Annotated in this window: 17 protein-coding genes and 1 other RNA gene; 10 read left to right on the top strand and 8 right to left on the bottom strand. The window is 64.9% G+C overall.

Annotated features, from left to right (window positions below; translation table 11 throughout):
- Window positions 1–43: 43 nt before the first annotated feature.
- Genes LJ362_RS12265 through LJ362_RS12255 form a run of 3 tightly spaced genes read right to left on the bottom strand, consistent with a single transcriptional unit; the run spans window position 44 to window position 3,173 of the window.
- Window positions 44–982 (bottom strand): type II secretion system F family protein, encoded by a 939-nt coding sequence (locus LJ362_RS12265; protein ID WP_264799317.1) that lies wholly within the window; start codon window positions 980–982, stop codon window positions 44–46.
- Window positions 979–1,953, bottom strand: a complete 975-nt coding sequence (locus LJ362_RS12260; protein WP_264799316.1) for a type II secretion system F family protein — start codon at window positions 1,951–1,953, stop codon at window positions 979–981. Before LJ362_RS12260 ends, LJ362_RS12265 begins: the two co-directional genes overlap by 4 nt.
- A complete protein-coding gene (locus LJ362_RS12255) occupies window positions 1,950–3,173 on the bottom strand; it encodes a CpaF family protein (RefSeq protein WP_264799315.1) in 1,224 nt (407 codons plus the stop codon). Before LJ362_RS12255 ends, LJ362_RS12260 begins: the two co-directional genes overlap by 4 nt.
- A gap of 394 nt (window positions 3,174–3,567) precedes the next feature.
- Between LJ362_RS12255 and prfB the strand changes: the two genes are divergently transcribed.
- The 9 genes from prfB to LJ362_RS12210 all read left to right on the top strand — a co-directional run bounded on the left by prfB (window position 3,568) and on the right by LJ362_RS12210 (window position 10,320).
- Window positions 3,568–4,692, top strand: a complete 1,125-nt coding sequence (prfB, locus tag LJ362_RS12250; protein ID WP_264799314.1) for a peptide chain release factor 2 — start codon at window positions 3,568–3,570, stop codon at window positions 4,690–4,692.
- A 203-nt stretch (window positions 4,693–4,895) separates the two neighbouring features.
- Window positions 4,896–5,585, top strand: a complete 690-nt coding sequence (gene ftsE / locus LJ362_RS12245; protein ID WP_025780920.1) for a cell division ATP-binding protein FtsE — start codon at window positions 4,896–4,898, stop codon at window positions 5,583–5,585.
- Window positions 5,582–6,496: a permease-like cell division protein FtsX gene (gene ftsX / locus LJ362_RS12240; protein ID WP_264799311.1), complete on the top strand. Its 915-nt coding sequence runs from the start codon at window positions 5,582–5,584 to the stop codon at window positions 6,494–6,496. Before ftsE ends, ftsX begins: the two co-directional genes overlap by 4 nt.
- Before the next feature lies 1 nt (window position 6,497).
- Window positions 6,498–7,727, top strand: a complete 1,230-nt coding sequence (locus tag LJ362_RS12235) for a peptidoglycan DD-metalloendopeptidase family protein (protein ID WP_264799309.1) — start codon at window positions 6,498–6,500, stop codon at window positions 7,725–7,727.
- Window positions 7,728–7,902: 175 nt separating this feature from the next.
- Window positions 7,903–8,373 carry an SsrA-binding protein SmpB gene (smpB, locus tag LJ362_RS12230; protein WP_101547462.1) on the top strand — a complete coding sequence of 157 codons (471 nt, stop codon included), beginning with the start codon at window positions 7,903–7,905 and terminating at the stop codon, window positions 8,371–8,373.
- Between the two features lie 221 nt (window positions 8,374–8,594).
- Window positions 8,595–8,973: a transfer-messenger RNA gene (ssrA, locus tag LJ362_RS12225) on the top strand.
- A gap of 276 nt (window positions 8,974–9,249) precedes the next feature.
- Complete coding sequence (locus LJ362_RS12220; protein WP_264799308.1) at window positions 9,250–9,546, top strand: SdpI family protein; 297 nt, start codon at window positions 9,250–9,252, stop codon at window positions 9,544–9,546.
- 106 nt (window positions 9,547–9,652) lie between these two features.
- Window positions 9,653–10,240 (top strand): hypothetical protein, encoded by a 588-nt coding sequence (locus LJ362_RS12215; protein WP_264799307.1) that lies wholly within the window; start codon window positions 9,653–9,655, stop codon window positions 10,238–10,240.
- The gene (locus LJ362_RS12210) at window positions 10,168–10,320 is read left to right on the top strand and encodes a hypothetical protein (RefSeq protein ID WP_320109174.1); all 153 of its coding nucleotides are present in this window, start codon (window positions 10,168–10,170) and stop codon (window positions 10,318–10,320) included. Before LJ362_RS12215 ends, LJ362_RS12210 begins: the two co-directional genes overlap by 73 nt.
- Here the strand turns inward: LJ362_RS12210 and LJ362_RS12205 are convergent.
- The 4 genes from LJ362_RS12205 to speB all read right to left on the bottom strand — a co-directional run bounded on the left by LJ362_RS12205 (window position 10,301) and on the right by speB (window position 16,566).
- Window positions 10,301–11,977, bottom strand: coding sequence for a thiamine pyrophosphate-binding protein (locus LJ362_RS12205; RefSeq protein WP_264799306.1), 1,677 nt, complete (start codon window positions 11,975–11,977; stop codon window positions 10,301–10,303). The two genes, LJ362_RS12210 and LJ362_RS12205, sit on opposite strands and share 20 nt — an antisense overlap.
- Window positions 11,978–12,262: 285 nt before the next feature.
- Window positions 12,263–13,825: a sodium:solute symporter gene (locus LJ362_RS12200; protein ID WP_264799305.1), complete on the bottom strand. Its 1,563-nt coding sequence runs from the start codon at window positions 13,823–13,825 to the stop codon at window positions 12,263–12,265.
- Window positions 13,826–13,849: 24 nt separating this feature from the next.
- Window positions 13,850–15,553: a thiamine pyrophosphate-binding protein gene (locus LJ362_RS12195; protein ID WP_264799304.1), complete on the bottom strand. Its 1,704-nt coding sequence runs from the start codon at window positions 15,551–15,553 to the stop codon at window positions 13,850–13,852.
- 2 nt (window positions 15,554–15,555) lie between these two features.
- Window positions 15,556–16,566 (bottom strand): agmatinase, encoded by a 1,011-nt coding sequence (speB, locus tag LJ362_RS12190; RefSeq protein ID WP_264799303.1) that lies wholly within the window; start codon window positions 16,564–16,566, stop codon window positions 15,556–15,558.
- Between the two features lie 145 nt (window positions 16,567–16,711).
- Between speB and LJ362_RS12185 the strand changes: the two genes are divergently transcribed.
- Window positions 16,712–18,133 carry a PucR family transcriptional regulator gene (locus tag LJ362_RS12185; RefSeq protein ID WP_264799302.1) on the top strand — a complete coding sequence of 474 codons (1,422 nt, stop codon included), beginning with the start codon at window positions 16,712–16,714 and terminating at the stop codon, window positions 18,131–18,133.
- A gap of 54 nt (window positions 18,134–18,187) precedes the next feature.
- Here the strand turns inward: LJ362_RS12185 and LJ362_RS12180 are convergent, their stop codons facing one another.
- Window positions 18,188–19,375, bottom strand: a complete 1,188-nt coding sequence (locus tag LJ362_RS12180) for a histidinol-phosphate transaminase (protein ID WP_264799301.1) — start codon at window positions 19,373–19,375, stop codon at window positions 18,188–18,190.
- Window positions 19,376–19,397: the final 22 nt, after the last annotated feature.

Genomic DNA, 19,397 nt, shown 5'->3' with positions numbered 1-19,397 from the left:
GGCTGTGGGTGCGGGGAATGGTCGGTGGTGCGTGGCGTGGACGTTATGGACTGAGGTCGAGGACGGTCAGGGACGGGAAGACGGCGAAGATCACGGTGACGGGAAGCACGAATACGACAACCGGTACGAGCATCCCGATCTCTTTGCGACCGGACAGTTCGAGCAGCCTCCGCCGAGATTGTTCGCGCACGTCAGCGGCTTGGGAGCGGAGTACCTCGGCCAGTGGGGTGCCGCGGGTCATCGACACGGCGAGGCCGTCGACGAACTGGACGATCTCGGGGATGGCGATGCGCGTGGCCATCGCATCGAGCGCTTCGACCAGCGGAGTCCCGGTGCGGGTGGCGGCCAGGGCCGCGCGGAGTTCGTCGATGAGGTCGCCGGAGCAGGTGCGGCACACGCGTTCGAGAGCCTCCACGATCCCCTCACCCGCAGTGATGGACAGTGCGAGGAGCTCGGCGACGGTGGGGAACTCGGCGAGGACGCGGGATTCGTGGCGGGCGATGGCTTGGCTGAGCCGCCAATCGTTGAAGACGTGCCCGGCGATGCCGCCGCTGATGACGAGGACGACGGTGACGATGGGGGAGAAGCCGCGCTGCGCCGACAGGGCACCGGCCAGACCGCCGGCGACGATCATTCCGACGAGGATGCTCAGCACCTGGCTGATGCGGAAGCGTTCGATCGTGGCATTGCCGCCGAGGCGGTCGATGCGCAGCCGCAGAGTCGCATCCGTGGTGATGCGCGACGTCACCCACAGAGTCGAACCGATCAACCAGGACTTCACCAGTCCCCAGAATCCCTGGGTGCGCGGGGTCGGCGGAGCGTAGATGTCGACCAAGGATTCCTGATCCCGCAGATAGGGTGCGATCCGCGACGACAGAGTCGGTCTGCGCAGCGGCGGGAGGGAGAGGACGAAGACACACAGGGCGAAGCCGTTGAAGAGTCCGAGGGCCAGGATCGACATGGGCTCGCCGAGGAGACTCATGCCGCCCGTCCGTCCGCAACGTCTGTGTCGTCGGTGGCGAATCCGCCACTCGCGCCGGGGCTGCCCGCGAAACGGCGGTGGGCGGCACTGAGTGAGGACCCTTCGATGACTCTGGGCTCGGACGGGAGCCGACCGATGCGCTTCATCGCCTGATACGCCAGCAGAGACACGACGAAGCCCGCGGCCAGGAGGATCAGCCCCGTACGGGAGTTGTATGCCACCGCCGTTTCGGGTCGCGTGGAGAGGAACGCGAGCACCACCCACGGTGCGGCGACGGCCAATCGGGCGCCGTTGACCGTCCATTGCTGCCGGGCGGAGAGCTCATTGCGGGTGCGGGCATCGTCGCGGACGAACTGAGCCAAGGCTCGGAGCATGGTTCCCAGATCGCTGCCGCCGACCTGCCTGGTGACACTGAGCGCGACGACGATACGGTCGGCCACCGGGTCGGCGCTGACCTGCCGAAAGCGCTCCAACGCCAAAGCGAACGAGCCGCTGGCCCGATATTCTTCGGCGAAGACTTCGAACAGCGGTCGCAGCGGTTCGGGTCCGCGATGCGCCAGGGAACTCAGCGCTTCGGGCAGAGACAGGCCCGCACGGACTCCGGAATTGAGATGGTCAAGAGTCTCGGGCCACAGCTCCCGCCGCATCACCTGTCGACTGCGCGCTCGATGCTGCAGTGCCCGATGCGGCAGCCAGGAGGCGAACAGACCGAAGCACAGTGCGATCGCCCACGACCCGGTGAGCACTGTGGCGACGACTGCGACGACACAGAACGCTGCGACGGAGATGAGCAGCAGGTGAGCCGGCCGCAGTCTGGGGAATCCCGCTCCGGTGAGCATGTCATCGAGTTCGCGCACCCACCGTGACTGAGTCCGCTTGCCCTGCGGTCGCCGCCACAGCGACATCCAGATGAGGAACAGCCCTGCCCCGAGGCAGGCACCGATGAGCAGAGCGGACAGGGAATAGCTCACGCCGCCTCCAGAATGGCGTGAAGATCGCGGCCGACGGCCGCAAATCGCTCGCCGAGGTGGCCGAACCCCTGACCGCGAACGAGCTGTCCTCTCGGCGAATGGAAGATCGTGTCGAGTTCGACGACGTCGCCTTCGACTCCGCCAGGCACCGCGCAGATCTCATCGACTCGGCGCACTCCGGACTGGTCTCTGCGCAGGTGGACGACGACGTCGAGGCTGACGGCGACGGTGGGCACGACGAATGCCGAAGAGATGTTCGCCCCGGCCAAGAGGGGCAGAGTGCAGATCTTCGTGATCGCCGCCCGAGCAGAGTTTGCGTGGATGGTGCCCATTCCCGGCAACCCGGAATTCAGCGCGACCAGGAGGTCCAGGCTTTCGGCTTCTCGGACCTCGCCGACGATGATGCGCGTCGGTCGCATCCGCAGCGCCTCTTTGACCAGGGCGCGGAGGGTGACTTCGCCGGTTCCTTCCAGTGACGGCTGGCGGCACTGCATGGGAACCCAGTCGCGACTGGGCAGATTGAGTTCGAAGACCTCTTCGCAGGAGATCGTACGTTCGCGGGCCGGTATCGAGCCGGCCAAGGCGTTGAGCATAGTGGTTTTGCCGGCCTGAGTAGCCCCGGAGACGAGGATATTGGCACCGCACGTCACGGCCGCGTCGAGGAACTCGGCGGCCCCGGGAGTCAGTGAGCCGTGAGCGACGAGGTTGGCGAGGTTGCGCGGGCGGGCGATGAACTTGCGGATATTCACGGCCGGGTGAGTGCGAGTGATATCGGGCAGCACGACATGCAGCCGGGACCCGTCGGGCAGAATGGCGTCGACAAACGGCTGGGAGAGATCGACGCGACGTCCCGAGGTGCGCAGCATCCGCTCGATGAGGTCATCGAGTTCGCCCGAGCTCAGCTTCGTCGTCGTCAGCTGGTGGATTCCGTCGACGGCGATGAAGACCTCGCTCGGGGAGTTGACCCAGATCTCTTCGACGTGCGGATCATCGAAATAGTCCTGCAGGGCACCGAAACCCGACAGTTGATTGTCGATATGCCGAAACGTCGCCTCTTTGTCCTCGAGCACCGGGAGATCGGCGACGAGGCTGCGCTCATCGTATTCGGCGATGACGGCGCGAATGAGCTCGCGAGAGCGCTGAATATCGGCGCGGGGATCCACATCGAGATCTCTGATCCGCTTGTGAACCTCGCTGGTGATGACTTCGGTGGCTTCCACTCTGAACCCTTGCCCGATCATTCAATTGACAGCGTGATTTGCTGTTTAACCTAGCTGTAGTCGAATGAAGAATCCAGTGAATTCGGAAATCTGTGGATAACCGGGATTGAGTTGTGCAAATGCTCACGGTGTAGTTTCACGAATGTCATTGTGGGGTGTTTTCGTCTTGCGCGAGGGTGGGTTTCGGTCTATATTTTCCTCACCGGTCTTCGTATGACGCGACGTGAGCCGCGCCGGCGGCGGGATGAATCAGATCTCCCGCCGGCGGCGCTTTTTGGGGCCGGGGCGACTGATCGGGGCCCGCCTCGATCGATCAGTCCTCGATATCTCAACGGTCGACCTCCTCGGCGCCGTTTCATGCTCGAGGGAGGGCATGCACTAGAATCGGATCATTATGGCCTCCACTGATTACTCTTCTGAAATCGCCAACCTCCGCCAGACGTACAAAGCGATTCTCGACGTGTCCGATCTGGACAACCTGCGCGACGAGGTCGCCGAACTCACGGAGCAGGCGTCGTCGCCGACGTTCTGGGACGACCCCGATTCGGCGCAGAAGACCTCAGCCAAGCTCTCAAACAAGCAGGGCACCCTGGAGAAGCTCGAGAAGTTCGGTGAGCGGATCGACGATGCCGAGCTGCTCGTCGAGATGTCTCAGGACGAAGGCGACTCGGACTCGCTCGAAGAAGCCGACCGCGACATCAGGAAGCTGCGCGATCAGCTGGCCGAACTCGAGATCTCGACCCTCCTCAGCCATGAATACGACGAGCGCTCCGCCGTCGTGACCGTGCGCTCTGGCGCCGGCGGCGACGACGCGACCGACTGGGCGCAGATGCTCACCCGCATGTACGTCCGGTGGGCGGAGAACCGCGGCTACAAGGTCCAGGAGCTCGACACCTCCTATGCCGAAGGTGCGGGCATCAAGTCCGCGACCATCCAGATCGACGCGCCCTACGCCTACGGCACGCTGTCGGTCGAAGCGGGCACTCACCGTCTCGTGCGGATCAGTCCCTTCGACAACCAGGGCCGCCGTCAGACCTCCTTCGCTGCCGTCGAGGTGGTCCCGCTCATCGAATCGACCGACCATGTCGAGATCGACGAGAACGATCTGCGCATCGACGTCTACCGGTCCTCGGGCCCCGGTGGGCAGTCGGTGAACACGACGGACTCGGCCGTGCGCATCACGCACATCCCCACCGGCGTGGTCGTGAGTATGCAGAACGAGAAGTCCCAGATCCAGAACCGTGAGGCCGCGATGCGCGTCCTCCAGTCGCGACTGCTCGACCTCAAGCGCCAGGAAGAGGCCGCGCAGAAGAAGGAGCTGGCCGGTGACATCAAGGCCAGCTGGGGCGACCAGATGCGCTCCTACGTCACCCATCCGTACCAGATGGTCAAGGACCTGCGCACCGGCTACGAGGTCAACAACCCCTCGGCCGTCTTCGACGGTGATCTCGACGGACTCATCGAAGCCGGCATCCGCTGGCGCAAGGAACAGGAGATGGCCGAAGAGGCCGAGGCCTGATCCTTCGGCCAACGGTACCGAGCCGTATCGCTCGGTCGAGGGCCGACTGAGGGTCGGCCGCCTCGGCGAGGTTTCGACCATCACCGAGGCGACTGTGAACTTCATCAGATCGCAACACACGCCCGGCCGCCTCCGCGAACATCACGGAACTGTTACGTACAGTGGAATCGGCCGAGCCACCCGCAACATGATTGAAGACCGACTTGATCAGATTCGACTCCGTTTCGAAGTCCTACGACACACGTTCCCGCAAAGCACTCGATGACATCTCGTTCGAGGCTGACCGCGGGGAATTCGTGTTTCTCGTCGGGGCCTCCGGATCGGGAAAGTCCACGGTCATCCGACTGATTCTGCGTGAAGAGGTCCCCAGCGCCGGACGCATTCACATCGCTGGAAAGTCCGTGGTGAAGATGCCCAGCTGGAAGGTGCCCTACCTGCGGCGGGGGATCGGAACCGTGTTCCAGGACTTCCGTCTGCTGCCGAACAAGACCGTGTTCGCCAATGTGGCCTTCGCCCTCCAGGTGATCGGAAAGTCCCGCGCAGCCATGTCGACCCTCGTCCCCGACGTCCTCGAGACCGTGGGCCTGGCCGGCAAGGAGAAACGCTATCCCAGTGAGCTCTCCGGCGGTGAGCAGCAGCGTGTGGCCATCGCCCGCGCCGTGGTCAACAAACCCGGAATCCTGCTCGCCGACGAGCCGACGGGTAACCTCGACCCGGCCACAAGCGCCGACATCATGAACGTGCTTGAGAAGATCAACCGCAACGGCACCACCGTGCTCATGGCCACTCACGACGGCGAGATCGTCAACCGGATGCGCCGGCGGGTCATCGAACTGCGCGAAGGCGAAATCGTCCGCGACGTCGAAGAAGGCACCTACGGAGTCGCCTCATGAGGGCCGGTTTCATCCTCTCCGAAGTCGTCTCGGGTCTGCGCCGGAACTTCTCCATGGTCATCTCCGTCGTGCTCGTGACCTTCGTGTCCCTGCTCTTCGTCGGAGCCGCGATCCTGCTGCAGATGCAGGTCGGGCAGATGAAGGACTTCTGGTACGACCGTGTGCAGGTCTCAGTGTTCCTGTGCCCGCCGGATTCGGAGGCGACGAACTGCGTCGACGGTGAGGTCACTGGAGACCAGAAGGATCAGATCCGGTCAGAACTCGAAAGCTCCGATCTGGCCCCCTACGTCGACAAGGTCTACTTCGAGGACAAGACCGAGGCCTACGAGCACTTCCAGGAGCAGTTCAAGGGCACCAGCCTCGAGGGTACCGTGCCCAAGGATGAGATGAACGAGTCCTTCCGGGTCAAGCTCAAGGACGCCGAGAAGTACGACATCATCAAGGAGACGTTCTCGTCGACGCCCGGGGTGGAAGAGGTCGTCGACCAGAATCAGCTGCTCGATCGACTGTTCGGGGTGCTCAACATCGCGACCATCGTGGCGATCGCGATCGCCGGCATCATGCTGCTGTGCGCGATGCTGCTCATCGCCACCACCATTCGACTCTCCGCGTTCTCCCGACGCCGGGAGACCGGCATCATGAGACTGGTCGGCGCGTCGAACACCTTCATCCAGATGCCGTTCCTGCTCGAGGGCGTCATCGCCTCTGCCATCGGCGCGACCCTGTCCGCCGGTGCTCTGGGGCTGCTCGTCCACTTCGGAGTCAGCGGTTGGCTGCAGTCGCAGGCCACGGGATTCAGCCTCATCTCCGGATGGGACGTCCTCCTCATCACCCCCGTGCTCATCATCATCGGCGTGCTCATGGCCGGAGCATCGTCGCTGATCACGCTCAACAAGTACACGAAGGTCTGAGATGAGACGCAGACTCGGACTCGTCCTCACGGCAGCTGCGCTGGCAGTGGTCATGCCGGTCGCCTCGGTGGTGGCCGATCCTCGCGACGACAAGAGCGAGGTCGACGAACGCGTCAAGGAACTCCAACAGGAGTTCGAAGGCCTCGACGAGGATCTCGCCCGCGTCATCGCCGAACGCGATGCCGCGCAGGAGAAGCTGCCGGACGCCGAAGCCGAATCGAAGGCCGCCGACGATGCACTGGCTGAGGCGATCGAGAAGGACCAGGACATGGCCGCACGCCTGACTTCGGCGGAGAACGCGCAGAAGGATCTCAAGGACACGATCAAGTCCGGCACGGAGGAGATCGACAAGCACAAGACCTCGGCGGCGCGCATCGGACGACAGGCCTACCAGAACTCGGGCATCACCTCCGATCTGGCGATGCTGCTGCAGATGGCCGAGGGCACGAGCGCCGACGGCGGCATCGGCCGTGTCGACTCGGCGGTGCGATCCCAACAGCGCACGATCGACAAGCTCTCCGAACAGCGGGCGCTGAACAAGAACAACGAAGAGCGGCTCTCGGGCGTGACGGATAAGATCTCCGACCTCAAGGACGAAGCCGCCGAGGCGGTGCTGGCCAAAGAGGCCGCGCAGGTCGATGCGAAGAAGAAGGCCGACAGCCTCAACGACCTCATCTCCGCGAAGGACGATGCGGAGAAGACGATCTCCGACAACAAGGACAAGACCGAGAAGCAGCTCGCCGACGAGAAGGCCGAGCAGGAGCGTCTGGCCGAGAAGGTCCGGGAGTGGGAGAAGGAACAGGAGAAGAAGGGCAAGTTCGTCTTCGGTGACGGAGTCCTGGCCAATCCGGCCAAGGGATACCCGACGACGTCTCCGTTCGGATACCGCGTCCACCCGATCACCGGTGCGCGGAAGCTGCACACGGGAATGGACTTCGGAGTGCCCTGCGGAACCCCGATCCGTTCGGCAGGCGACGGAATCGTCGTCACCTCCGGTTGGACCGGCGGCTACGGCAACCGCGTCGTCATCTCCCACGGCAAGATCAAGGGCAATTCGATCGCGTCGACCTACAACCACAACACGAAGCTCAAGGTCCACGACGGGCAGAGGGTCAAGAAGGGCGACATCATCTCGTACTCCGGCACGACGGGCGCGTCGACCGGCTGCCACCTCCACTTCGAGATCATGGAGAACGGCGGCTACGTCGATCCCAAACCCTTCATCTTCTAATTGCTACCTGACGGCGGCCCAGCAACCTCGCGCGAGGTTGCAGGGCCGCCGTCAGGTAGTTCTGGGAGGGGACGGGCGTGCGGAAGGGGGCCGATGGGCTAGAATTGGTGGCTGTGCCCGCGAACGCGTGCACAGGTGATCGGGAGCAGAATCGGGAGCAGAGAGGAGGCCGGTTATGCCGAAGGACACAGGCAAGAAAGTCATCGCGAGGAACCGCAAGGCGCGCCACGACTATCACATCGAAGACACGTGGGAGGCCGGGCTCGTACTCACCGGCACCGAGGTGAAATCGCTGCGCGAAGGTCGAGCCTCGCTCACCGACGGCTTCGCCCTCATCTTCCAGAATGAGGCCTGGCTGGAGAACGTCTACATTCCCGAATACCTGCAGGGGACATGGACGAACCACTCGGCCCGCCGTCGTCGTAAGCTGCTGCTCCACCGCGAGGAGATCCTCAAGATCTCGCAGAAAGTCAAGGAATCCGGCCGGACCCTGGTCCCGCTGGAGCTGTACTTCGACGGTTCACGCGTCAAGGTCGAGATCGCCCTGGCCCGCGGCAAGCGGGAATGGGATAAGCGACAGGCACTGCGCGAAGCGCAGGACAAACGCGAAGCCGAACGCGCCATGAAGTCCAAGCAATACCTGTAAGGGCTGGTCGATGGCGGGTGAGATCCCCGCCATCACCATCGTCTCTCGGCTCCTTCGCCGAGGCGGTCCGAGCGTATCCGAGCAAGCCCGGTCACATATTCGCGGAGTTCAGGGAATGCAATTGGCTCGGTCTGCGTTGCAGGAGTATGCTGGAGTACCTGATCGGCGCCAGCAGCCGCCTCGGCGGATGACACAGCTGATCAGTTTTGGTAACAGAATATGGGGATGATCGGTTTCGACGTCGGACACTGCGTCGGGAGAAGCGGGCCGAGAATGCAGAGTCATCTCGTTAATGTCCTCTGCAAAACAATAGGTGCTAAGTCTAACAACCGCACCGATTTCGCCCTCGCTGCCTGATAGAGCGCGAGCTGCGAATCCGTCAGCCTAGAGTTGCCTCTGCTCTAGATCCTGGCGTCGCTTAAGAGGCCACTGCTTCAGATGCATGTTGGGGGCATCTGAGGGACTCTTACTCAACTCCGTTCGTTGGTCCATGTGTTCGTGCAGGGGCCAGAACCTAAGACACTGTTTTCACGAACTGCGCCCGGAGAAGTCCTGACAATCTGCCGACGGACGCGGGTTCGATTCCCGCCATCTCCACGTGACTGAGCCCCGGATTCCGCAAGGATCCGGGGCCTTTCGCTGCCCGAAAATTCCCATAGCTGCCACTTTGACCCGTCGAAGTCGACGAAGCGTCGAATAGAGCGAACACCATCGCCGAGGCTGCCGGATAGGGCCGTTCCCACCTGTCCCTTGGAGATCGGCTAAGTTCAGCCCCGATGAGATACGGTGGATCCGAGTTCAGAGAGGGGACCGGTACCGATGTTCTATCCGCCGCTGATCGGCTACCTCGTCCTCGCCGTAGTCTGAATCGTTCTCGTGTTGGTCATCCGCGGCGACCGTCTGCCCCGCAATCGTGCAATCGGAATCCGGTCGGCGCTGACGCTGCGGTCCGAGGCCGCTGGGAAAGCTGGCCACCGTGCGGCGATTCCCATGCTCATCACCATCAGCATCATCTCCGTCGGCTTCTCGATTGCACTGTTGAGCGTCGAGAAATTCGCCTGGCCGAAGGCAGTCGGAGCCGTTTTCGCGGTCTCGGGGTGGCTGCTCATCCTCAGCCTCTTTGTCAGAGTCTGGACGACGGCCCACCGCGCGGCGCGGACCGCAGACAACTGACCTCCCACGGCGACGACCGCCGTACCGACATCTGGGCACCCTCTTCGCGACGCCCTCGCGAGACCCTGGAGTTCCGACCACTCGGCCGATCACGATCGTCATCGCCGTGGCCGTCGGCTTGCCCATTCTCATTCGAGCTCAGTTGCGTCCGGGACGGGTTGCACGGCTGGAGTGGGCCGTCCTCGGACTGCTCGGCGGCCTCGCCCTGGCCGCCGTCGCCGCCACGATGTGTCTGACGACTCTGTGGCTGAGCCTGGTGGCGCTGGCGATGCTCGCCCGGACTTCGTCGAGCCGGATGAGCATCGCCTCCATCGTCGTTCTCGCAGTCGCGAACATCGTCTGTCCCCTGGTCACGGCCGACGGTGCGACCTTTGCGCTCATGGTGTTCGCCCTGGTCATCGCCGCGATCGCGATCGGTCTGATGCTGCGATCGAATGACCGCACACTGATCGAACGACAGGCCATCGCCACCGAGGCGGAACGACGTCGCATCGCCACCGTCGAACCGGGCGAAGTCGGGCACTGCCAGCCGAACGGCGACAACGATGACGGTAGCGCCGACGTAGTTGCTCAGCGCCATCGGACGCAGCGGTACGAATTTGGACAGTCGTCGTCTCAACTCTGTGGCTGCGCTGTTTCGGGCAGGGTCCGTTGGAGAAGCTGGGGCGCCTCGTCACCTGGGGTCGGTCGTTAGAACGACGCCACCAGCGCCGCGGCCACAGCCGCCACCAGCCGTGCAACCAGCCGGTCACCCTCACGAGTTCACGCGAATGACCTCTTCCTGGTACGGCGCGATGACCTCGCCGGAGATCCGCAGGTCGAGAAGCAGGAAGGGCCGTTCGTGGACCGGACGAGCCTTCCACTCCTCGACGACGGCGAGGTCGGCCAGGGATCGGACGACGACGCCGTGTCCGCCGGCGGCCGTCGCCAGGGCAGCGAAGTCGATCTCGTCGATGAGCATGGGCGACTTCTCCAACCCCTTGAGCCCGTACAAGTTGACCTCGGCACCGTAGGCCGCGTCATTGAAGACCACAGCCAAACTGCGACCACCGGCCACCCGAATCGCGGTGTCGAGGTCGGACAGTGCCATGGCGCCGCCGCCGTCACCGGTGGTCAGCACGATCGTCGAGTCCGGGTTCGCACGGGCGGCCCCGGCGACACTGTGCCAGCCGAGCCCGATCGACTGGAAGGCAGTGCCGACCATCGCCAGCCGGTCGGGTGCGCCGGGCTCCCAGAACATGTTCGCCCAGGCGATGAAATGTCCGCCGTCGGAGACGACGACCCGATCCTCGGGCAGAACCTCGCCGAGGCGGTTCGCCGCCGCACGCGGATCGAGCCGACCATCCTCGGCGAGCTCCGGCCCGACGACGTAGGCCCGGTCGGCAGCGGTGTCGACGGAATCGTGCCAGCGTGCTTCAGCACTGTCCGAACTCCCAGCACTGTCGGCGCCGGTCGCCGCCAGGCGCGCGATGAGTTCGGTGGCGGCTAGTTTCGCGTCGGCGCGGATGAAGCCTCCGACGCGGGCATTCGTGGCACGGTCGTCCGTATCGATCTGCCACACCGTCGTCGAGGGATGGAAGAGGTCCCCGAACCGCATCGTGAACTGATTGAGTGAAGCACCGAAGACCACGGCCACATCGGCCTCGCGGATCCGTTCCATTGCGGCCGGGGCACCGAAGCCGCCGGCGACTCCCAGGTCGTGTTCGGCAGCCGGGAAGATGTTGCGTCCCAGTGCGGTCGTCACGGTGAGCGCGCCCGTGATGTCGACGAGCTCACCGAGTTCGGACTCGGCTCCGGCCAACCAGGCTCCGCGGCCCGCGAGCAGCAGGGGACATTTCGCTCCAGCCAGATCTGCAGCAAGGCGATCAAGAGCCGCATGTGCGAATTCGCCGGTCGGTGCCATCGGCGAGGGACGACTGGGACCGGGGACAACCGGGATCTCACCGAGGTCCAGAGTCGCGACATCGTAGGGAATGGCCAGGACGACGGGCAGTCGATAGGTAAGCGCATGCTCGATCGCGGTCACGGTGGCTGCGGCGGCATCGACCCGACCGACGGTGTAGGTGCGCACACCCACGGCGGAGGCCATGGCGATCTGGTCCACGTCCCATGGTCGGGGCCCGGATGTGGGCTCATCCCCGACAACGAGGACGAGGGGAACCCGGGCTTGTGCCGCCTCGGCGAGGGCGGTGAGCGTATTCGTGAACCCGGCACCATACGTGGTGGTGGCCGCGGCGATCCGCCCGGAGGTGCGGAAGTGGGCGTCGGCGGCGACGACGGCACCGGCTTCGTGGCGGACGGCGGTGTAGGTTGCCGAGGTGTCACGCAGCAGGGCGTCGAGGAAGTAGGCATTGCCGTTGCCCATGAGGCCGAAGACCTCGTCGATGTGGGCGGCAAGGGTGTGCGCGACGTGCGCGGAGGTATGAGCCATGGCAGGCCTTTCGCGAATGAGATATGGAAACGAGGGATCCATATATGTCTCACACGCGCGGTTTGCGGCTTCGTGCTCCTTTTTCGAGCACCGGCTGATGTGTGCTCGTCCCACTCGCCGGTTTCCGGCGTACTTGAGAGCGGCTCAGCCTGACTCTTCGAATATAAGCGACTGTGGTCTGAGGCACCAAGTCGGGGTCCTCCCGCACAGACCTCACCCACCAGAACTACCTGACGGCGGCCCAGCAACCTCGCGCGAGGTTGCTGGGCCGCCGTCAGGTAGTAATTAGCGGGTGATGCGTTCCTTCCAGGCGGCCATGACCTCGGGCGAGGTCGGCTTCGACGCGAAGGAACCGACGAGGTAGCCGACCAGTGAGGCGATGAGGCCCAGGTAGATGGCCTCGTTGGCGTAGATATCCACGACGATCATGACGACCACTGTGGTCACGGCACCGAGGATCATGCCGGCCATGACGCCGACGATCGTTCCCCGCTTGAACACGAGACCGCCGAGGATCGGGATGAACAGACCGGCCACCAGCAGGTTGTAGGCCACGGTCAGCGCCTCGACGACGCTGGGCATGATCATCGCGAGCGCCAAAGTCACGACGCCGAGCACGATGAGGTAGATGCGCGAGTCGCGCACCTCATCTCCGGTCTCGCGGACCAGCGACCGCACGAGCGTCGACTTCGCGCCGGAACCCGAGTGAGAACCGGATTCCGAGCCGGAAATGCCGGACGCACTCGCCGAGGCGTCCGCACCATCCGTCGCCGTATCCTTCGCACCGGCTCCCGCACCGACGCCGCCTTCAGGAACGATGTCCTTGCGGGTGAGGAACGGTTCGACGATGTCCTGGCGGCAGACGGTCGAGGCGGCCATGAGCGAACCCGAGGCCGTCGACATCATCGCGGCCAGAGCCGCAGCGAGCACAATTCCGGCGAGGACCGGAGACATCGAAGCATCTACGACGGCGACGAACACATCGTCCTGGACCTCGATGCCAGGCACGATCTTCGTCGCGGCCATGCCGATGAGCGCACCGGCGACGGCATAGAGCAGGCAGTAGACCCCGGCGGAGAAACCGCCCCACCTGGCCACACCCGGGCTGCGTGCGGTGAATACGCGTTGCCAGATGTCCTGTCCGATGAGCAGACCGAGGGTGTAGATGAGGATGTAGCCGAGGATCGCCTCCCACCCGATGCCCACCGGTGAAGTGTGCGATTCGGGCAGCGAAGAGAACAGCTCGGAGACGCCTCCGGACTTCGAGAGCACGAGCGGCAGCATGATGAGGAAGATGCCGATCGTCTGAATGAAGAACTGGACGAAGTCCGTCAGCGTGATCGACCACATGCCGCCGAGCATCGAATAGAGGATGACGATGCCGCCGCCGATGAGCACCGACCACACTTTGTTGAGATCGAACAGGGTATGGAAGACCGTGGCGTAGGCGACCGCCGACGTCGTCGAGATCATCAGACCGTAGGCGGTCATGATCGCTCCGGAGACGAAGCGGGAACCCTTGCCGTAGCGGAGTTCAAGCATCTGCGAGACCGTGTAGATCTCGAGCTTCTGAATCTTCGGAGCGAAGAACAGCGAGAGCGCGATGATGCCCAAGCCGATCGCGAACACGAGCCACATTCCCGACAGCCCGGCCGTGTAGCCCAGGCCCACACCGCCGATCGTCGACGCGCCGCCGAGGACGACGGCCGACATCGTGCCGGTGTACAGCAGTCCGCCGAGGCGGCGTCCTGCGACCAGGAAGTCCTCCTGGTTATGGGCCTTGAAGCGGCCCCAGACTCCGAATCCCACCATGGCGGCGAGATAGATGATGACTACCAAAGAGTCCACAGCGACCCTTTCTGTTGGATCGGCTCAGTGACCGACGGTGATGTGGATGGCGGTGGGCACGGAGCGATCGAGCGCCTCGGCGATGGCCCGCGGCAGAGCGGAATCGATGTCCGCCTCGGCGATCGTCACCCCGGCCCCACCCATGGATTCGCCGAGTTTCGCGAAGTCGGGTCGGGCGAGCCTGACAGCGAAGGGTTCGATATCGCGGTCGACCATCTGACCCTCGATCTCCGCATATCCGCCGTTGTCGACGACGACGAAGGGGATGCCCAGTCCCAGCTCGGCAGCGGTCATGAGTTCCTGGATGGAGAACATGGCCGCACCATCGCCGAGGATGCACACGACCGGTCGCGCAGGATCGGCGACCTTCGCTCCGAGGGCCGCGGGAATGCCGTAGCCCAGGGTGGCGAATCCCGGCATGTAGAGCAGCTGGTCGGGTGTGCTCGCCGTCAGCGCGTGCACTGTGCCGTCGTAGGTGACCTGCGAGGAGTCACCGGAGACGACGACGGTCGATCCCGCTCCCTCTTCGACGAGCCGGGTGACCCGGGCGCCGATCGCGTCGAAGTCGAAATCGGTGGCCCAGCTCTCCCGGATCCGGGCGACCCGATCGGCCCCGGATTCCTTCGCCGAGGCGGCCGATCCGTGTCGTTCGGACGAATCCGTTCCATCAACGCTCGCCGAGGCGGCACCGTCGTTTCCGATTCCGAGCGCGCTCATGAGCGCGGTGAGGAACTCGCCAGTGTCCGCGCAGGCGAGGATGTCCCCGGGCAGGTTCTTGTTCAGCTGGTCGGGGTCGATATCGCAGCGGATGACGGTCTGCCCGGCAGACTCATCACGCACACCGATGCTCGTCTGCGCACCGATGACCCCGCCCCACAGGTCGGAGTCAGCCAATTCTGAGCCGAGCACGATGAGCACATCGGCTGCCGCGGATTCGGCCTGCACGCTGGGGAAGCGCACATTCGAACCGAGCGAGAGCGGATGCGTCTCGGACACGATGCCCTTGCCGTTGGCTGTCGTCGCCAGGGGAGCGTCGAGGGCCTCGATGAGGCGGGCCACCTTCGCGTGGGCGCCCCGGGCACCGCCGCCGGCGACGACCAGCGGACGCTTCGCCGCTCGGATCGCCTCGGCAGCACGGGCCACGACATGGTCATCGAGCCCGGGGCGGCGACCCGCGAACGGGACCGGAACGCTGCCGTTCCAGGGTCCCTCGAGAACGTCGAGGGGAACCTCGATGTGCACGGGCCCGGGACGGGCCGAGTCGAACATGGCGAACGCCTCGGCGACGGCCTGCGCAGCACCTTCTGCGGTGCGGGTGCGCTGGGAGGACACGAGGAGGTGGCCCACCGCACCGGAGGAGTCCTTCGTCTCGTGCAGCATGCCGACGTCGGCGCGCTCGAACCCGGTGGGCACACCGGGAGAGAGGATGAGCATCGGTCGGGACTCGGCATAGGCGGTCGCGGCGGCGGTGATGACGTTCGTCAGCCCCGGCCCCGAGGTCGTGATGACGACCCCGGGTTTGCCGGAGACGAGGAAGTACCCGTCGGCACCGTAGCCTGCTCCCTGCTCGTGGCGGGGAGTCACGGCGCGGATCCCGAACTCCGGCAGATGCCGGTAGAACTCGAGGTTGTGCGTGCCGGGGATGCCGAAGATCGTGTCGACTCCGTGGGCGGCCAGGGTCGCCACGACCGCACGGCCGCCATTGCGGACATTCGTTTCGGTGCTCATGCTCAGACTCCGAGGGCGTTGCCGGACGGGCCGGAGGGAGCGGTGACTCCGTTGTTCTCCGCCGCCCAGAGGGACAGGACCTCGTAGCCGACATGAGCGGCGGCGAGTCCGGTGACTTCGGCGTGGTCGTAGGCGGGGGCGACTTCGACGATTTCGGCGCCGACGACATTGAGGCCCTGGAGTCCGCGGATCGAGTTGAGCAGCTCACGGCTGGTCATTCCACCTGCCTCGGGGGTGCCGGTGCCGGGTGCGGCCGCCGGATCGAGGACGTCGATGTCGACGGACAGGTAGACCGGAGCGTCGCCGAGGCGACCCCGCATTCGGGCGACGACGTCCTGGACGGAGGTGAACTGGTATTCGTCGCTGCGGATGATCTGGAAGCCGAGCACCTCATCATCCTCGAGGTCCTTCTTCCCATAGAGGGGACCGCGGATGCCGATGTGCATCGAAGCGGTCATGTCGATGAGGCCCTCTTCGCTGGCGCGGCGGAAGGGAGTGCCGTGGGTGTAGGGCGCACCGAAGTAGGTGTCCCAGGTGTCCAGGTGCGCATCGAAGTGGAGGACGGCGATCTTGCCGTGCGTCTTGTGCAGGGAGCGCAGGTTCGGCAGGGCCAGGGTGTGATCCCCGCCGAGGGTGAGCAGCTTGGCCCCGTCGGCGCGCATGGCGTCGGCGTTGGCCTCGACGGTGGTGATGGCCTCTTCGATGTCGAAGGGATTGACGCCGAGGTCACCGCAGTCGGCGACCTGCTGCCCGGTGAACGGGTGGACGTTCGTGGCCTGGTTGTAGGGGCGCAGCAGCTTCGAGGACTGGCGGATGTGAGCAGGTCCGAAGCGGGCACCGGGACGGTAGCTGACGCCGGCGTCGAAGGGAATGCCGATGACCTTGACGTCGATCTTCTCGCCGGGACGCTCGGCTTCGACTTCGTCGATGCGCGGCAGCAGTCCGAACGTCGGGGGTCCTGCGTAGCGGGGTGTCTTGCTGTAGTCGGCTGGGCCGAGCGGCTGAGACGTCACTGGCTTGCTCCTTCGTCGTAGCGGCTGACCCGACCCGAACGGGCCGGAGGTGATGCCCTCAGCCTAGGACGTGGGTCACACAACACCGATATCCATCAAGGAGCAATTGAAACCACTACTGTCCAGAATGGATAGAATCGGGTGCATGGTCACCTTGGAACAGATCTGGTCACGCGCAGAACTCGCGCTCGAAGTCATCGTCGATTCGCCCACCGCAGCGGAGCAGAACGTCACGATCGTGCATTCCTCGGAGCTGCCGGAGGTCGACGAATGGCTTGCCGGCGGTGAGGTGCTGTTGACGATCGGGGTCGGTCAGGACCTCGGCGGGGACACGGTCGGGGACTATGTGCGCCGCCTCAAAGCTGTCGGCGTGCACGCGCTCGGCATCGGACTGGGCTCCGACCTGCCGTGGCAGCAGGTTCCGCCGATGCTCGTCGCCGCCGCGCAGGAGGCCGGGCTGGCGCTGTTCGGCGTGCCCGAGCCGGTTCCGTTCGTCGCCGTCGTCGATGCCTTCACCCGGATGCGTGAGGCCGAGACCAACCGAGAGCTGACCCGGGCGAGCAGGGCCGCCCGCCGTTTCGCAACCGCATTGGCCGGGGAGGGACCTGCGGCGCTTGTGGCCGATCTGGCAGAGACGCTGGAGGCTCCGGTCCGGTTCGTCTCGCCGACCGGCAGGGCGTTGAGCGGGGACGACGCCGAGGAAGACGTGCGTTCGGCACTCATCGAGGAATCTTTGAAACCAACGGCAGGGCCTCGTCTGATCCGCACCGGTTCGCGGATCGTCGAGGCCGTTCCGATCGGGGGTGATCATCCGCTCGGGTGGATCCTCACCCCCGCCGAGGCGGTCGGATCTCCGAAGACGCGTGCCCTGCTGCTGTCGACCGCCTCGGCGCTGTTGGCGATGTCGTTGGCGGATCTGCCCGTTCCCTCCGGCCGCGCGCTGCTCTTCGATGCCGATCTCAGCGACGACGAAGCACGTGGGGAGTGGACCAGGGTGACGGGGTTGGCCCCGGTGTCGACGGTGGGGATGCGCATCTTCGGCGGTGTCCGCGGGGACTCCGCCGAACGACTCATCGCCGATATCGTCGGTCGGAGCCTGCTCACCCGCACCGGTTCGCTGCTCGGGGTGGTCGGAGCACAGGAACGCGGACTCGATGAGCTGGTGACGAGGGCCGCCGAGGTCACCGGCCTGGACGTGCTTGCGGAGAAGAGGCTGCCGTTGGGTCAGCTCCATCACACGTGGATGCTGTGGCGGACCCAGCACGAGACCGAGGCCTCCGAGGTCAGGGCGCTGCTGTCGGCGGTCGATGAGGAGGCTGCCGACCGATTCGTCGATCGGGTTCTCGGCGAACTCTTTCGGGCGCGTGGCGGTCAGGAGCTGTTGGAGACTCTGCGGGCCTTCATCGCCGCGTCCGGGGCACGCGAGCGCATTGCCGCCGAGTTGGGAGTCCACCGGCATACGGTGCGGGCGCGTTTGGCGAAGATCGAGAAGCTGCTCGGCCGCGACCTCTCCCGTGCCGAAACGCTGCAGGCGGTGTCGTTGGCACTCGAGCTCGCTGAACTCTAGGCACACCTCTCACCGACCGATGAACACAGTGTTCTGCGCAGCGGTGCTCTCCGATCAGTCCTCGAAGTGTTGGATGTGGAAGCGTTCGGCGATCTCAAGCACTCGGGCGAGGGCTTCGTCTTCGCCGATGCTGATGCGCACACCGGCGCCGAGGTTGCGCACGGCCACGGCCTGTTCGACGCAGGCATCTTCGAAGGCATCAGATTTCTCACCCAGCGGCAGCCAGACATAGTTCGCCTGTGCTTCGGGCACATCCCAGCCCTGTTCGCGCAGTGCAGCTGCGAAGGCATCGCGGGTCTGTGCGATCTCGCCGGCCCGCTCGAGCACTTCGTCCCAATGGTTGAGGGATTCGAGGGCGGCTGCCTGGCTGAGGTCGGTGACGCCGAAGGGGATGACGGCTTTGAGCAGCCCTTCGATGACCGGCGGATGGGCGACGGCGTAGCCGACACGCAGCCCGGCGAGTCCGTGTGCTTTGGAGAAGGTGCGGAGCAGAACGAAATTCGGATAGTCGCGGACAAGACCGAGTCCATCGGCTCGCCCGGGTTCGGTGGCGAACTCCCAGTACGCTTCGTCGAGGGCGACGAGGACGTGGTCAGGCACCTTATCGAGGAAGGTGCGGACCTCGTCGTCGCGCAGCACCGGGCCGGTCGGGTTGTTCGGTGAGCACAGGATGATGAGACGCGTGTCTTCGGTGATCGCCGCAGCCATCGCGTCGAGGTCGTGTCGCCCCTCGGCCGTCAGCGGCACTTCGCGGCGGGTGGACCCGACGAGCCCGGTGGTCTGCGGATACATCTCGAACGACGGCCACGGATAGATCGCCTCGGTGGTGGCGTCCGAAGTGATCTGGGTCAGCGCGACGAGCAGTTCGCTGGCACCGGTGGTGACGACAAGCTGATCCAGTCCGACACCGAGGCGGTCGGCCAGTCCCTGACGCAGTGCCAGTGCCGCGTCGTCGGGGTAGAGCGCGGGGTTCGTCGCGTGAGCGACCATGGTCTCGAGGACTGCCGGCAGAGGAGGCAGGAAGTTCTCGTTCGAGGAGAGCTTGAACGACTCGAGACCCTCGACCTGGCGGGGAGGCTTGCCCGGAACATAGGGCGGGAAGGTCTCCAGAGCGGCCCGCAGGCGCGGTGACGGTGCAGCGGGTGCGGGCGCCGAGGCGGTGGAGCCGGGTGCACTCGAGGACGAAGCCCCGGGCGCGGTGGTGGACGCAGATTCTGAAGCAGCGGGGTCGGAGACGTTCATGGACTCATGATGTCACAGCGGA

Source organism: Brevibacterium sp. JSBI002 (assembly GCF_026013965.1).
GTDB lineage: Bacteria > Actinomycetota > Actinomycetes > Actinomycetales > Brevibacteriaceae > Brevibacterium.
Note: the sequence above shows the minus strand (reverse complement) of the source record. Positions and strands in the feature narration are given on the sequence as shown.

Excerpts from the sequence above, each read along its gene's own strand:
- LJ362_RS12185 (WP_264799302.1), top strand. The coding sequence starts at position 16,712 with ATGGTCACCTTGGAACAGATCTGGTCACGCGCAGAACTCGCGCTCGAA.
- prfB (WP_264799314.1), top strand. The coding sequence starts at position 3,568 with ATGGCCTCCACTGATTACTCTTCTGAAATCGCCAACCTCCGCCAGACG.
- ftsX (WP_264799311.1), top strand. The coding sequence starts at position 5,582 with ATGAGGGCCGGTTTCATCCTCTCCGAAGTCGTCTCGGGTCTGCGCCGG.
- LJ362_RS12205 (WP_264799306.1), bottom strand. The coding sequence starts at position 11,977 with ATGGCTCATACCTCCGCGCACGTCGCGCACACCCTTGCCGCCCACATC.
- LJ362_RS12265 (WP_264799317.1), bottom strand. The coding sequence starts at position 982 with ATGAGTCTCCTCGGCGAGCCCATGTCGATCCTGGCCCTCGGACTCTTC.
- smpB (WP_101547462.1), top strand. The coding sequence starts at position 7,903 with ATGCCGAAGGACACAGGCAAGAAAGTCATCGCGAGGAACCGCAAGGCG.
- LJ362_RS12235 (WP_264799309.1), top strand. The coding sequence starts at position 6,498 with ATGAGACGCAGACTCGGACTCGTCCTCACGGCAGCTGCGCTGGCAGTG.
- LJ362_RS12180 (WP_264799301.1), bottom strand. The coding sequence starts at position 19,375 with ATGAACGTCTCCGACCCCGCTGCTTCAGAATCTGCGTCCACCACCGCG.
- LJ362_RS12195 (WP_264799304.1), bottom strand. The coding sequence starts at position 15,553 with ATGAGCACCGAAACGAATGTCCGCAATGGCGGCCGTGCGGTCGTGGCG.